10 protein-coding genes and 2 pseudogenes are annotated in these 14,608 nt (G+C 60.5%); 11 read left to right on the top strand and 1 reads right to left on the bottom strand.

What is annotated here, in order from left to right; genetic code table 11:
* Position 1: 1 nt before the first annotated feature.
* The 10 genes and pseudogenes from nadD to BN873_RS21010 all read left to right on the top strand — a co-directional run.
* The gene (gene nadD, locus BN873_RS14090) at positions 2 to 679 is read left to right on the top strand and encodes a nicotinate-nucleotide adenylyltransferase (protein ID WP_048674908.1); all 678 of its coding nucleotides are present in this window, start codon (positions 2 to 4) and stop codon (positions 677 to 679) included.
* Between the two features lie 16 nt (positions 680 to 695).
* On the top strand, positions 696 to 1,052 hold the full coding sequence (gene rsfS, locus BN873_RS14085) for a ribosome silencing factor (RefSeq protein WP_048674906.1): 357 nt from the start codon (positions 696 to 698) through the stop codon (positions 1,050 to 1,052).
* Positions 1,053 to 1,069: 17 nt separating this feature from the next.
* Positions 1,070 to 1,540: a 23S rRNA (pseudouridine(1915)-N(3))-methyltransferase RlmH gene (rlmH, locus tag BN873_RS14080; protein ID WP_048674904.1), complete on the top strand. Its 471-nt coding sequence runs from the start codon at positions 1,070 to 1,072 to the stop codon at positions 1,538 to 1,540.
* A 1-nt stretch (position 1,541) separates the two neighbouring features.
* A complete protein-coding gene (locus tag BN873_RS14075; RefSeq protein WP_048674901.1) occupies positions 1,542 to 2,153 on the top strand; it encodes a Maf family protein in 612 nt (203 codons plus the stop codon).
* A gap of 7 nt (positions 2,154 to 2,160) precedes the next feature.
* Positions 2,161 to 3,657 carry a ribonuclease G gene (gene rng / locus BN873_RS14070; protein ID WP_048674896.1) on the top strand — a complete coding sequence of 499 codons (1,497 nt, stop codon included), beginning with the start codon at positions 2,161 to 2,163 and terminating at the stop codon, positions 3,655 to 3,657.
* Positions 3,654 to 7,538 carry a YhdP family protein gene (locus BN873_RS14065; RefSeq protein ID WP_048674891.1) on the top strand — a complete coding sequence of 1,295 codons (3,885 nt, stop codon included), beginning with the start codon at positions 3,654 to 3,656 and terminating at the stop codon, positions 7,536 to 7,538. The genes rng and BN873_RS14065 overlap by 4 nt, the downstream gene beginning before the upstream one ends.
* 12 nt (positions 7,539 to 7,550) lie before the next feature.
* Complete coding sequence (locus tag BN873_RS14060) at positions 7,551 to 8,378, top strand: carbon-nitrogen hydrolase family protein (protein ID WP_048674886.1); 828 nt, start codon at positions 7,551 to 7,553, stop codon at positions 8,376 to 8,378.
* On the top strand, positions 8,375 to 9,823 hold the full coding sequence (tldD, locus tag BN873_RS14055; protein ID WP_048674882.1) for a metalloprotease TldD: 1,449 nt from the start codon (positions 8,375 to 8,377) through the stop codon (positions 9,821 to 9,823). Before BN873_RS14060 ends, tldD begins: the two co-directional genes overlap by 4 nt.
* Before the next feature lie 45 nt (positions 9,824 to 9,868).
* Complete coding sequence (gene pmbA, locus BN873_RS14050; RefSeq protein ID WP_171820487.1) at positions 9,869 to 11,224, top strand: metalloprotease PmbA; 1,356 nt, start codon at positions 9,869 to 9,871, stop codon at positions 11,222 to 11,224.
* Between the two features lie 85 nt (positions 11,225 to 11,309).
* Positions 11,310 to 11,776, top strand: a pseudogene (locus BN873_RS21010) (transposase); the annotation flags it as partial.
* Positions 11,777 to 11,835: 59 nt separating this feature from the next.
* Here the strand turns inward: BN873_RS21010 and BN873_RS14035 are convergent.
* Positions 11,836 to 12,408, bottom strand: coding sequence for a recombinase family protein (locus BN873_RS14035; RefSeq protein ID WP_048674874.1), 573 nt, complete (start codon positions 12,406 to 12,408; stop codon positions 11,836 to 11,838).
* Positions 12,409 to 12,569: 161 nt separating this feature from the next.
* Between BN873_RS14035 and BN873_RS14030 the strand changes: the two are divergent.
* Positions 12,570 to 14,506, top strand: a pseudogene (locus BN873_RS14030) (DUF4158 domain-containing protein); the annotation flags it as partial.
* Between the last annotated feature and the right edge of the window lie 102 nt (positions 14,507 to 14,608).

Below are 14,608 nucleotides of genomic sequence, written 5' to 3'. Positions count from 1 at the left end.
GATGCCTCCAGCGTTGCGCCCGGTCGGCGTTTTCGGAGGCACTTTCGATCCCATTCATTACGGCCATTTGCGACCGGCGCTGGAATTGTTGGAAACGCTAGAGCTGAGCGAGGTCCGTTTCATTCCCTGTCGGATTCCAGTCCATCGCGATACCCCATCGATTACGGCTGAACAACGTCTGGAACTCGTGCGGCTGGCGACGGTCGGACAGGCAGGTTTTGTGGCGGATGACCGAGAATTGCGCCGGCCGGGGCCATCTTACATGGTGGACACGTTGGCTTCGCTACGCGAGGAAATCGGCACGACCGTCCCGCTGTGCCTGATCCTCGGCAGTGACGCATTTCGGGAACTGACCACTTGGCGCCGCTGGCGGGAGTTGACCGACCTTGCCCATCTGGTGGTGATGCAGCGACCGGGTGCGTCCCTGGTTTTGCCATCCGAGTTGGAAGCATTCGTAGCGCCACGTCTGTTGGACGACTCTCTTGCATTGCATGAACGGTCGGCTGGCTCGATCCTGTTGCAGCCGGTCACGCAATTAGCGATTTCCGCCACGCAAGTGCGTACTTTGCTGGCGCGCGGCCAATCGGCTCGTTATCTCTTGCCGGAAGCGGTGCTCACGCATATCCACAACCACGCACTCTACCGGTCACCTGTTGTTTCTAATCCTACTCCCCAATGAGGAAAAATCAGATTCCATGCAACTCGAAGCTTTACAGAAACTCGTCGTTGATGCGCTCGAAGAAATCAAAGCCCAGGACATCAAAATCATGGATGTACGGGGTGTCGCCAGCTTCACCGATCTGATGGTGGTGGCCAGCGGTACCTCCACCCGCCACGTCAAAGCGATTGCTGATAAGGTGGTCGAAAAAGCCAGCCAAACCGGCAATAAGCCACTGGGCGTCGAGGGCGAGCGCGAAGCCGAATGGGTGTTGGTGGATTTGAACGATATCATCGTTCACGTCATGCTGCCGCAGACCCGCGATTTCTACAATCTGGAAAAGCTCTGGTCGCTGCGCGAGCGCACGAACGTCAGTCATGGAGCGAGCGGCTGACGCAGGGTCGCGGACCAATGAAAGTTCATTTGCTCGCAGTCGGCACTCGAATGCCGGGCTGGATCAAGGCAGGTTACACCGAGTACGCAGAACGCTTGCCGCCTGAGTGTGCGTTGCATTTGGTCGAAATTTCTACCGGCAAGCGGGGACCGAAGGCTGATATCAGCCGCGCGGTTCGTGAAGAAGGTGAACGCCTGCTGGCAGCAATTCCGGGCGGTTCTTGCCCGGTTGCGTTGGACGAACGCGGCCAGCAATGGAGCACGCTGGAACTGGCGGCGCAGTTAACCGGCTGGTTACGGGACGGCCGTGATGTGAGCTTGTTGGTGGGCGGTCCCGATGGCTTGGACGCACCCTGCCGTGCTCGCGCGGAACGGCATTGGTCGCTGTCGCGGCTCACCCTGCCGCACCCCTTAGTGCGGGTGCTGATTGCCGAACAGTTGTATCGGGCATGGAGTTTGTTGCATAACCACCCGTATCATCGCGCCTGATATGTCGGCTGCTTGCGTTTATCTCGCCTCCGCATCTCCCCGTCGCCGCGAACTGCTCCGTCAGATCAAGGTCTGCTATCGAGTACTGCCGGTTACGGTTGACGAAAGCGGGTTATCTGCGGAACCCCCGGTGGCCTATGTCGCGCGTCTGGCGCTCGCCAAGGCACAAGCCGGCGTGGCGAAGGTGCATGGTCGGCGCACACTTTGGCCGGTGTTAGGTGCTGATACGGCGGTGGTCGTGGATAATGCGGTACTCGGCAAGCCCCGTGATCGGGACGAAGGGCTGGCGATGCTGGCTTTGTTATCCGGCCGCGAACACACGGTGCTGAGCGCGGTGGCGCTGGCAACGCCGACGCGTCATGCGTTTAAGGTCCAAGCAAGCCAGGTCCGGTTTCGTGAAGTCTCCTTGGCGGAACGAGCGGCCTATTGGGATAGCGGCGAACCGGCCGATAAAGCCGGCGGTTACGGCATTCAGGGGCGGGCGGCCGCCTTCATCGCGGAGTTGCGTGGCAGCTATTCGGGCGTCATGGGGCTGCCGCTGTTTGAAACCGTCGAATTGCTACAGGAGTTCGGTATTCTCCTTTGGCCTCCATCAACCTTCCAGCAGGGATAGGGATCGCATGAGCACGCGCGCCGAAGGCGGCACCGGCGACGAAATTTTGATCAATGCCACGCCGCGCGAGACGCGGGTGGCTGTGGTCGAAAACGGCGTTTTGCAGGAAATTCTGATTGAGCGGGCCGGTAAGCGCGGCCTGGTGGGCAATATTTATAAAGGTCGTATCGCGCGCGTCTTGCCCGGTATGGAAGCCGCCTTCGTGGATATCGGCTTGGATCGAGCCGCTTTCCTGCATGTGTCGGATATCCGGCTCGAAATCCTGGGGCAAAACAGTATCACCGAGACCGGTGAGCGGGCCTCGGCCATTACCGACCTGGTGCGAGAGAACCAGGAGGTCGTGGTGCAGGTGATCAAAGACCCCATCGGCACCAAGGGGGCGAGGCTCACCACTCACATTACGCTGCCCTCCCGCTTTCTCGTGTTTCTGGCCGATTCTGAAGTCGCTGGTGTATCGGTGAAAATCGATGGTGAGCGCGAGCGTCAGCGCCTGAAGGAAGTGGTGAATCTCTTCCGCACCGAGTTCGGCGGTGGCTACATCGTGCGCACCGCCGCCGAGGGTATCGAAGCGTGGGCGTTGCGGGCTGATATGCAGTTTTTGCTGCGGCTGTGGGGTTCTATCCAGGAACGGATTACGCAAGTCAGCGGGGTGGCCACCTTGTACGAGGATTTGCCGCTGGTGTTGCGGGTCTTGCGCGATTTCGTCGGCGACAGTGTGGAAAAAGTCCGTATCGATTCGCGGGAGACCTGCCAGCGGATGCTGGAATTTGCCGATAAATTCGTGCCGGAAATGGTTCCACGTTTAGAGCACTATCCGGGTGAGCGACCGGTTTTTGAGCTGTACGGGATTGAGGAGGAAATCCAGCGGGCGCTGGGTAAGAAAGTTCCTCTCAAATCCGGTGGTTATCTGATCGTCGATCAAACTGAAGCGATGACCACGATTGATGTCAATACCGGCGCCTATGTCGGCCATCGCAATCTGGAAGAGACGATTTTCAAGACCAATCTGGAGGCTGCCTCGGCCATCGCTCGACAGCTCCGGCTGCGCAATCTGGGCGGCATCATTATTCTCGATTTCATCGACATGGTTAGCGAGGAGCATCAACAGGCGGTGTTGAAAGCCTTGGAGAAGCATCTGGAGAAGGATCGGGCCAAGAGCCACATTTCCCAGGTTTCGCCGCTGGGCTTGGTGGAAATGACCCGCAAGCGCACCCGCGAAAGTTTGGAGCAAATTTTGTGCGAACCTTGTCCGTTGTGCGATGGCCGGGGTTCGATCAAGACCGCTGAAACAGTCTGTTACGAAATCTTTCGCGAGCTGTTACGGGAAGCCCGTCAGTATGCACCGCGCCGTTTCGTGGTGCTGGCTGCGCCAGAGGTCGTCGATGCCATGTTAGACCAGGAGTCGAATAGCGTGGCGCAACTCGAAGCGTTCATCGGACTGCCGATCAAATTTCAGGCGGAAACGCTTTATACCCGCGAGCAATATGATGTGGTGCTGATGTGATCTGGCATTCGCAAAGCATACCGCGTCGGCTGCTGCGCTGGCTGCGTTGGTTGACCTTAGCTTGCATCTTGCTGGTTTTGTCGCTGGCTGCGCTGGCCCAGTGGTGGTGGCTGCCTCGCTTAGACACTTATCGGGATACGCTGGGGCAAACGCTCAGTGAGTATCTACACCTGCCGGTGCGCATCGATAGCGTGAGCGCGCTGTGGGACGGTTGGCGGCTGGGCCTGCGACTCCGGGGTATCAGCCTGTGTGATCCAGAGCGCGATGCGGTGCTAGCGCATTTTTCTCAAGCCATCATCGCCTTGGATTTATGGCACTCCCTATGGCAACAGCGGCCGGTACTCGGTCGCGTTCGGTTAGAGGGCGTGCGGTTGACCCTGGAAACTGGGCCAGACGGCGCTTTGCGCCTGTTCGGGGAGGGTGATGGCACCGGTAGCACCAAAAATTTACCCGATATGGCCCGCTGGCTGTTCGCTCTGCCGCAACTGGAAATCGTTGGCGAACGCCTGGCGGTGCGCCGGCTTGATGGTCCTTCTCTCGAAATCCTTGATCCTTATCTTGATCTGCAACAGACGGAACGCGGTCGCCGCTTTGCTTTTACAGCGGCGTTCCCGGCGGCGCTGGGGGAACGCTTCCGACTGGTGGTGGAGCGCGAGGAAGCCGCTGAGGCGTCGCAACGGGAGCGGGGGACCTTTGAATTGCGAGCGGACGGGATGAATCTGGCGTGGTGGCCATGGCCTGTCGCCTTGCCTAGCGGTCGAGCGAGCTTGGATCTCAGCGGTGATTGGCGGGATTGGCAGCCGATCCGATTCACCGGTACGTTGCGATGGGACGAGGCAAGGATGGCGACCGAGCCGGGTTCTGCTTCGTTGAAAGCATCGTTGGCGCGGTCGCCGCAGACTGAGGCCCAGTTCGGCTGGCAACAGACGGAAAATGGCTGGCAATTGCGCGGTAATGCCCAGATCAAGGAGGGGAAGGGGCAAGCAGTTACCGGGCCGACATTCGAGTTAGCGAGGACCGACCAAGGCTGGCAGGGTAACGTGCGCGGGCTGCGTGTGCAGGATCTATGGGCCTGGGCGGCGCCCTGGTTAGACGAAGCCGCCCGCTCCTGGTGGGTTCCGCTTGAGCCACGGGGCGAACTGCCGGAGATCACTTTTCAGGCTGGCTCGGACGCGGCCGATTACACCGTAACCACGCGCTTTAAGGGTCTTAGTTGGCGACCGATTCGGGATTTACCCGGCTTGGATAATGTGGGCGGTACGCTGACGATAGAGCCGACGGGGGGTCGCCTTGAGCTGGATAGTCGTCGGCTGCGGGTCGATACCGAGAAAGTTCTGCGCGGGCCGGTGACGCTTGATACGCTGGCCGGTGCCGTGACTTGGCGCCGCTCCGGTAGTGAGCTGCGTCTGGAGAGTGATGGTCTGGCGCTGAGCAACGCAGATTTTAACGCACGCTTTACCGGCAGCGTGACGATTCCGCCGAGTGGTGAGCCGTCGCTTGAAGTGAAAGGTCGCTATGGGGATTTGCAGGTGGCCCGCGTGCGGCGCTATCTACCGGCGGCGTTGATGCCCACCCGTGCGGTCGCTTGGCTGGATCAGGCACTGCTCGCCGGTTCGATAACCGGGGATGTGGTGTTGCGCGGTGTACCGGCCCGCTTTCCCTTCGATGACGGGAATGGACTGTTTGAGGCGCGGTTTCGCGTTGATAATGCAGTGGTCGATTACACACCGGGTTGGCCGCGACTGGAAGATGGGAAACTGGCGGTCACCTTCCGAAATCGGGCATTACGGATAGAGACGGAAGCGGGACGCTTGCTCGATAGCGTGGTGGAAAATCTCGTGGTACGGATCGACGATCTGGCGGATGCCATCGTGACCGTTGAAGGCCGCGCCAAGGGGCCGGGGGCCACCATGTGGCAGGCGTTTGAGAACAGCCCAGCGGGCCGCACCCTGGCCGAGCAGTTGCCGGATCTACAGATTGACGGCACCACCACGCTTAACCTGGATCTCGCCATTCCGTTGGACCCGCGCCCCAATCGGATTAATGGCACTGTCGGATTAGTGGGCAATAAGGTGCGCCTGCCGGCCTGGGATATCGGCTTCGATGGGGTGCGCGGCGACGTGAAGTTTACTGACAATGACCTGGTTGCCGAGAATGTGCAGGCGTTATGGCGTGGTGAACCGATTCGGTTCGGCCTGGAGCTGGCGACCGGCCGGGAAGGGCGCCGCGAACTGCGCACGCGATTGCAAGGTCGTCTAGGGCTGCGAGATCTGCTGGGAGAGGCGGGCGCAGCCCTGGAGCCATCTATCAGCGGCAAGGCTGCCTTGACGGTCGCGCTAGCGGTCCCTACCCAACGTGAGGGTCGTAGCGGTTCACCCTTCACCCTGGAAGTTACATCGGATTTGCGCGGCGTTGCCGTTCGCTTACCGGCCCCTTTGGGCAAGGCCGCCGCCGAAACTCGCCCCTTCAAAGCCCGGTTGTTCCCTGTCGCGTCAGGGAAAAGCGCTCACTTGGCGCTGGAGTATGGCCCAGCGGCGCGCGCTTTGTTGGCGCTTGACAATTTTCCACGTCAGCCGCGCTTCGAGCGTGGCGAATTGCGCATCAACACCGGTGTGGCGAAATTACCCGAACGACCCGGTTTATCGGTGATTGCGCATTTGCCGCACTGGAATTTGGCGTTCGCCGGCCTGTCATCGCTCAAAGAAACAACGGGTTCACGCAACAAACCACGGCCGCTGACAGCGGGTAAGAACCGAGCAGAGACGACTGGTTGGGAGTTCTTGCACAGTGTCGATGTCCGAATCGATGAATTGCTGATCGGTGGGCGTTCTTTTGCGGCGGTGCATGTGCAGGCAAGCCCCCAAGAAGGCGGAATGCGGATCGATTGTGACAGTGAGGCGTTGGCTGGGAGTGTAACGCTACCGAATGAGCCGACACCGGAACAGCCCGTGCGGATCGCTCTGGAGCGATTATATATTGGCCCTAAAGCGGCCTCTACGGCAGACAAAGCACCCTTCAGCGATGCGGACCCACGTCGCGTACCCCCACTGACGTTGACCGTGGCGGATTTTCGCACCGATAAAGTGCCGCTCGGCCAATTCAAATTAGTCGCTACGCCGATGGTAGGGGGCATTAAGCTCAGCGAAGTTGCCTTGAAGGGCGAGAGTCAGCAGATCGACGCCAGCGGCGAATGGCGCTGGGTTGGCGGCAGCCAATTCGCCCGATTGGCCGCCACTTTGGAAAGCCGCGCGCTGGGGGATGTCCTGGCAACCTTCGGCTATGCCGAGAACGGTGTCAGCCGTGGAGAAACTCACGCCGAATTAGCGCTCACCTGGCAGGGAGAGATCGCTGATTTCAGTCTGGATCGGGTGGCTGGTACGCTGAAGTTGACTGTCGGCCCCGGCCAACTGCGCGATATCAATCCGGGACTGGGGCGGATGATCGGGATGTTGGACGTCCAGAACTTGACCCGACGGCTCAATTTCGATTTCAGCGATGTATTCCAGCCGGGCATGGCGTTTGATCGGATCACCGGCGATTTTACCTTGCAGGCCAGTCAAGCACATACCGATAACCTCTCAATCGAAGCTCCGGCAGCACGGATCGAAATGCACGGCCGAGCGGGATTGCGCGCGCGTGACTATGACCAGATCATCACAGTGGTTCCCCGATATGGTGCCGCGCTGCCCGTCGCGGGCGTCATCGCTGGGGGGCCAGTGGTCGGTGCGGCGGTGTTTGTTGCCGAGCGAGTGCTGCAAAAGGGACTTGAGCGAGCCACCCGCTATCGTTATGCCCTGAAAGGCTCTTGGGATCAGCCGGTCCTGGACTACTTGCCGGAACCGCTCATCTCGCATGGCGGCGGCGTCACCCGCGAGAATTGAGGAGGTCATGCGATGCCGATGATGGCTGCCATTCAAATGGTTTCTAGTCCCAGCGTGGCGGAGAATTTGGCGACTGCCGCTATGCTGTTGGCACAAGCAGCCGACGCCGGGGCGCAATTGGCGGTTCTCCCAGAAAATTTTACCCTGATGGGGCGCAGTGAAGACGATAAAGTCGCCGTGCGCGAACGGGCTGGGGATGGTCCGCTGCAAACATTTCTGGCCGAACAAGCCGCCAAGCACCGCATATGGCTGGTCGGCGGCACGATTCCACTGCACGCGGTGGGTGGTGATCATCGGGTACGGGCCGCTTGCCTCTTATTCGACACGACAGGCCGGCCCGTTGCCCGCTACGACAAAGTGCATTTGTTTGATGTACAGGTGGTGGGCAGTGCCGAGCGTTACGCCGAATCGGCGACCATTGAACCGGGTGAACGGTATGTGGTGGCCGATACCCCACTGGGGCCGCTCGGCTTGGCGGTGTGCTACGACGTGCGTTTCCCGGAGCAATTTCGTGCGTTGGCGGTGGGTGGGATGACGGTCTTGGCGCTGCCAGCCGCCTTTACCGCTGCGACCGGCAAGGCCCATTGGGAGACACTGCTGCGGGCGCGAGCTATCGAAAATCAGTGCTATGTGGTGGCGGCGGCGCAAGGCGGCAGCCACGCAAATGGCCGGGAGACTTATGGCGATAGCCTCATCATCGACCCTTGGGGAGACATCCTCGGTCGCCTGCCGCAGGGACCGGGCGTGGTGCTGGGCGAATTTGATGCGGAACGCCTAAAGCAGATTCGCCGCCAGTTTCCGGTCCTGGAACATCGGGTGACCGACGTGAGGTTGACATGACCGCCGCCGCTACGCTCGCGCTCGCTCGTCAACAGTTGCTCGCGCCCACCGGTTTGGGGGAGGACGATTTACAGAAAACCCTGGGTTGTCTGCTGGGTCACGCCATCGATAGCGGTGATCTGTATTTTCAGCTCCGGCAAGCCGAATCCTGGTCACTGGAAGATGGCGAGGTCAAACAGGCCGGTCACGCCATTCATCAAGGCGTCGGGGTGCGGGCCGTAAGCGGCGAAAAAACCGGTTTCGCCTATTCCGACGAAATCGTGCCGGCAGCCTTGCTGGACGCGGCCACTGCCGCTCGCGCCATCGCCCGCCAGGGTGGTGATGGGCAGTTGTCGGTTTGGCGCTCGGCGGAGCGGATCAAGCGTTATCAACCGCTCGATCCGCTGGGAAGCTGGGGCGCTGAAGCGAAAATTCGCCTGCTGGCTCAGGTGGATGCCGAAGCCCGCCACCAGGATGCGCGGGTGGCGCAAGTTATAGTCAGCCTAACGGGGACGCAGGATACGATTCTGGTGGCCGGGAGTGATGGCACGTTGGCGGGCGATGTGCGGCCACTGGTCCGGTTGAACGTCACCGTGATCGTCGAAGCCCAGGGCCGACGTGAACAGGGCAGCGCCGGGGGCGGTGGCCGGGTGGCGTATGGCTGGTTTCTCGATGAGGAGCGCGCGCTCGGCTATGCGCGGGAAGCGGTACGCCTGGCGTTGGTTAATCTGGAAGCTGCTCCTGCACCCGCCGGTACGATGACCGTGGTACTGGGGCCAGGCTGGCCCGGCATCCTCCTGCACGAAGCCATCGGCCATGGTCTGGAAGGGGATTTCAACCGCAAAGGCACTTCAGCCTTCAGCGGGCGGATGGGCGAGCGGGTGGCCTCACCGCTCTGCACCGTGGTGGACGACGGGACCCTGGCCGACCGGCGTGGTTCTCTCAACATCGACGACGAAGGGACTCCGACCCGCTGCACGACCTTGATCGAGGGCGGCGTGCTCAAGGGTTATTTGCAGGACAAGCTCAACGGCCGCTTGATGAAAACCGCCTCGACCGGCAACGGCCGGCGCGAATCCTATGCCCATCTACCGCTACCGCGCATGACCAATACCTACCTGTTGGCCGGCGCGAGCGAGCCGGGGGAGATTATCGCTTCGGTGGCGAAGGGTCTCTATGCGGTCAATTTCGGCGGCGGTCAGGTCGATATTACCTCGGGCAAATTCGTTTTCTCCGCCAGCGAGGCGTATCTGATCGAAAATGGCCGCGTGACCCGACCGGTCAAAGGCGCAACCTTGATTGGTAACGGCCCCGAGGTGTTGACTCAGGTGTCGATGGTCGGCAACGATCTGCGGCTGGATGCCGGGGTCGGCACCTGTGGTAAGGACGGCCAAAGCGTGCCGGTCGGCGTCGGCCAACCGACCTTGCGGGTTGACGCCTTGACCGTTGGCGGAACGCACGCTTGAGCAATCGTTTCCATTCGCTGGCCAGCCGAAAAAAGTAGCCTCTCTATGTCCGTAGCCACCGCTCGCACTGCTGCCCCGTTACCTGCCCGGGAAAGTCTGGAAGTCTTGGTCGCTGACATCCTCGCAGAAGCGCAAGCCCAAGGTGCCGATGCCGCCGAAGCGGCCGTTAACTTCGGTGCTGCCTTGTCGGTCACGGTTCGCCTGGGTGAGGTCGAAACGCTGGAGCATCATCGCCAGCGCGGCTTGGGGGTGACGGTTTATCGTGGGCAAAGTCGCGGGTCGGCCAGTACCGCCGACTGGCGACCGTCAGCGATTCGGGAGACAGTGCGTCATGCCTGCGCCATCGCCCATCACACCGCCGCCGATCCGTTTGCCGGGCTGGCCGATCCAGAGCGGTTGGCGCGGCAGGTTCCCGCTCTCGACCTTTATCATCCGTGGCCGCTGACTGCCGAAGACGCCATCGCGTTGGCCGGGGAGTGCGAGGCGGCGGCGCTGGCGCACGATCCACGCATCCGCAATTCTGAAGGCGCTAGCGTAACCACCCATGTCGGCTTGGTGATCTACGGCAACTCGCACGGTTTTTGTGGTGGCTATCCGACCAGTCGCCATTCATTGAGCTGCTCGGTGATCGCCCAGGAAGGCGCCGAGATGCAGCGTAATCATTGGTACACGGTCGCCCGTGCCCAGAATGACTTGGAAGCGCCGGTAACGGTCGGGCGAACCGCTGCACAGCGGGCATTGCGCCGGCTGGGGAGTCGGCGGATCGATACCCGACAGCTACCGGTGTTGTTCGCTCCAGAATTGGCGCGGGGGTTGATCGGACATTTTACCGCTGCGATTCGGGGTGGCGCGTTATACCGCAAAGCGTCGTTTCTGTTGGATCGTCTGGGGACGGCGGTTTTTCCAGATTTCATGACCCTTCGGGAGCGACCGCACCTGCCCAGAGGGTTGGCCAGCGCGCCCTTCGATGGTGAGGGTGTGGCCACCGTGGAACGCGACCTGGTGGCGCAAGGAGAACTGCGCGGTTATCTACTGGATAGCTATGCCGCGCGCCGCTTGGGGATGGTGACGACCGGCAATGCCGGTGGCGTCCATAATCTGATCGTCGAAGCTGGCGCGTTCGGCCAAGCCGATCTGCTGCGGCAGTTGGGAACGGGTCTGTGGGTGATGGAATTGCTCGGTCACGGCATCAATCTGGTAACTGGCGATTATTCGCGCGGTGCTTCGGGTTTTTGGGTCGAGAACGGGGAACCGCAATATCCGGTCCAGCAGATCACCATCGCTGGCAATCTCGACCGCATGTTCCAAACCATCGTCGCCGTCGGCAACGATGTGGATTCACGCGGCGCCATTCAATGCGGTTCCCTTCTGTTGGAACGGATGACGGTGGCGGGGGAGTAGAGGTTTGCGAGGGAGACTGTAAATTCGATTGTGTAAATGCTCCACTGTAGGAAACGAGGACACTGACGTGTCAGGAGCATTGACGATGACGACACCATTAAGCAAAGTAGACCAGGACTTTTCACCGGAGTTAAAGAAGCTGGCGGTAGAGGTCGCCCGGCACATCAAGACGGAACAAGATTTAACGGCGCTGAGTCGGCAGTTGTTGAAGCTGACGGTAGAGAGTGCGCTGAAGGCAGAGCTGGACGCGCATTTGGGGTATGAACGGCACGCGGCGGTGGGCCGAGGGAGCGGCAACAGCCGCAATGGCTATTCGGGCAAAACGCTCAAAGGGGACTTAGGTGAGGTTCCCATCCAAACCCCTTCTACGCCAAAGGGATGACGACCCGCGACATCGCGGATACCTTGCAGGACATCTATGGGGCGGAGGTCTCTGCGACGCTGGTGGCGAAGGTCACGGATGCGGTGTGGGAGACGGTGCAAGCCTGGCAAAGCCGGCCGCTAGAGGCGGTCTATCCGATCCTGTATTTAGACGGTCTGGTCATCAAGGTGCACCACGAAAACCGCGTCATCAACAAGGGGTCAGCTCACGAAACGGAAATTAAAGCACGCTAAGGGTTTTGCCGTGGTTTTGGTGCTGTGTTTGCCAGAATCCGGTACACCGTTGCTTGTCCAATCTGTAGCTCACGCGCCATCTGGACCTTGGTCATGCCGCTGGTTGCCAATTGCAGCACACGGTCGCGTTTGTCGGTAGAAACTGGTTTACGTCCCCGATACTTCCCCTCAGCTTTAGCCTTGGCGATGCCTTCTCGCTGCCGCTCCAGCATCATTTCCCGCTCAAACTGAGCAACCCCACCCAGCACCGCCAACATCAGCTTGCCCGTTGGCGTTTGCGTGTCCATGCCCAGGTTGAGCACACGCAAGCCCACCTGCTTGGAATCCAAAGCCTGGATGATGGCCATGAGGTCTGCTACCGAGCGAGCCAGCCGGTCGAGTTTGGTCGCCACCAATAGGTCGCCTTGCCGAACAAACTCGAGTGCGGCCTGAAGCTGGGCGCGATGGGCGACCGATGAGACCTGTTCGCGGAAGATTTTCTCGCAATGGGCGGTTTCGAGCTCCTTTAGCTGGGCCTCAAACCCGGCGACCTGCTCAATCGTTGAAGTGCGCGCGTAGCCGATGATCATTTCTATCACATGAATTATAGACATTTCGATAGTAATACAATCAAAATGCAAGAACAATTCTATTGAGAGGGTTTAGCGCCCCCTTGTTCCACGATCACTGGCCCACGCCCCAGTGATAGCCAGCCGCCATCGGCGCATAGACAAAGCAAAGAGTGCCGATCATGCCTCGTCGCAGTGTGCTGACTCCGGCAGAACGTGCCGAGCTGTTTGCCTTCCCGGGAGATGAAGGCGAGATTATTAGGCGCTACACGTTGTCGACGCTGGACTTGTCTGTGATCCGGCGGCGGCGTGGCGATCACAACCGTCTCGGTTTCGCCGTGCTGCTGTGTTGCCTGCGTTATCCCGGCTTCATCCTGGCGCCTAGCGCGGAGCCTCCCTTTTCGTTGCTGGCCATCGTCGGCCAGCAATTACAAATCAGCCCTTCGGTTTGGCCGCAATACGCCCAACGGGCCCAGACCCGCCGAGAGCACCTAGTGGAGTTGCAGGCTTGGTTGCAGCTGACGGTATTTTCCGCTGCTGATTATCGACGCCTTGCCCACCCACTTGCTGAGCTGGCCAGGCAAACTGATCGTGGCCCCGTACTTGCGGTGGCCATGGTTGACTGGCTACGGCAACAGCGCATCATCCTGCCAACGGCGGACGTCATTGACCGCCTGTGTAGCGAGGCCTTGGCACGCGGCACGCGCCAAGTGCACGAGGTGCTGATCGCGCCGCTGTCGGCTCAGCACCGGCAGGCCTTAGACCCGCTGCTGACAGTCCGTGAGGGCACCAAAAACAGCGGGCTGGTTTGGCTACGCCAGCCACCCATTGCCCCAAAACCAAGGCATGTGCTGGTCCATCTGGAACGCCTGAAAGCCATTGATGAGCTGAGTCTCCCGCCGGGGCTGGAACAGGCCATCCACCAGAACCGCCTGCTGAAACTCGCCCGTGAGGGCGGGCAAATGACAGCCCAGCATCTTCGCGACCTGGAGCCGGCTCGGCGCTATGCCGCGTTGATAGCGTTGCTCCTCGATACCCGCGCCACCCTGATCGACGACATCATCGACCTGCACGACCGATACATGGGCTCCGTGTTCAGCAAGGCCAAGCGCAATCATGCCGACCAATTCCAGCAGTCCGGCAAGGCGATCAACGACAAGGTGCGCCTTTACTCGCGTATTGGCCGCGCCCTGCTTGATGCCAAACAGTCGGGTGGCGATCCCTTTGCAGCCATTGAGGCCATCATGTCCTGGGATGTGTTCAGCCAGAGCATCGCCGAGGCGGAGCAGTGGGTCCGGCCTGAAAACTTCGACTTTTTGTCCCTGATCGGTGACAGCTTCAACCAGCTTCGGCGCTATACGCCAACCATGCTGGCGGCGCTGTCCATGAAAGCAGCGCCGGCCGCACTCGACCTGCTGGCGGGTATCGACGTGCTCAAGGACATGAACGCTCGCCAGGTGCGCCAGGTGCCGGACGATGCACCTACCTCATTCGTGCGCAAGCGCTGGGAAAACCTGGTCTGGACGCCTGACGGACTGGATCGCCGATTCTATGAGCTGTGCGTGTTGACCGAGTTGAAAAACGCGCTGCGCTCGGGTGATATCTGGGTACAGGGCTCACGCCAGTTCAAAGACTTCGAGGACTATCTGCTGCCACCACAGCGCTTCGCGGCGCAGCACGCCCAACAGGGGCTTGGGCTCGCGGTAGAAACCGATTGTGCCCGCCACCGAACTGATCGGCGGCAGCATCAACGTGAAGCACATCCGCGCCCATTGGGACGACATCCTGCGGCTAACGGCGTCGATCCAGCAGGGCACCCGCCTCGCTGATGCTGCGCAAGCTCGGCAGCTATCCCCGCCAGAACGGTCTGGCGGTCGCGCTCCGCGAACTCGGCCGCATCGAGCGCACGCTGTTCGCGCTGGACTGGATGCAGAACGTCGAACTGCGCCGCCGCGTGCAGATCGGTCTGAACAAGGGCGAGGCCAAAAACGCGCTGGCCCGCGCCGTGTTTCTGAACCGGCTCGGGGAAATACGCGACCGGAGCTTCGAGAACCAGCGCTATCGCGCCAGCGGCCTCAACCTCGTGGTGGCCGCCATTGTATTGTGGAACACGGTTTATAGCAAAACAAAATAACAATGATCATATTTGATGGGAGCGGAAGAGGTCTTCAATGGAGCAATGGGTTTGCTTACGGATCGCTTTGGCTTGTGCCCATTTATG

It is taken from the genome of Candidatus Competibacter denitrificans Run_A_D11 (genome assembly GCF_001051235.1).
Taxonomy (GTDB): domain Bacteria; phylum Pseudomonadota; class Gammaproteobacteria; order Competibacterales; family Competibacteraceae; genus Competibacter_A; species Competibacter_A denitrificans.
The sequence above is the reverse complement of the archived record's forward strand: the minus strand, read 5'-3'. Positions and strand labels throughout refer to the sequence as shown.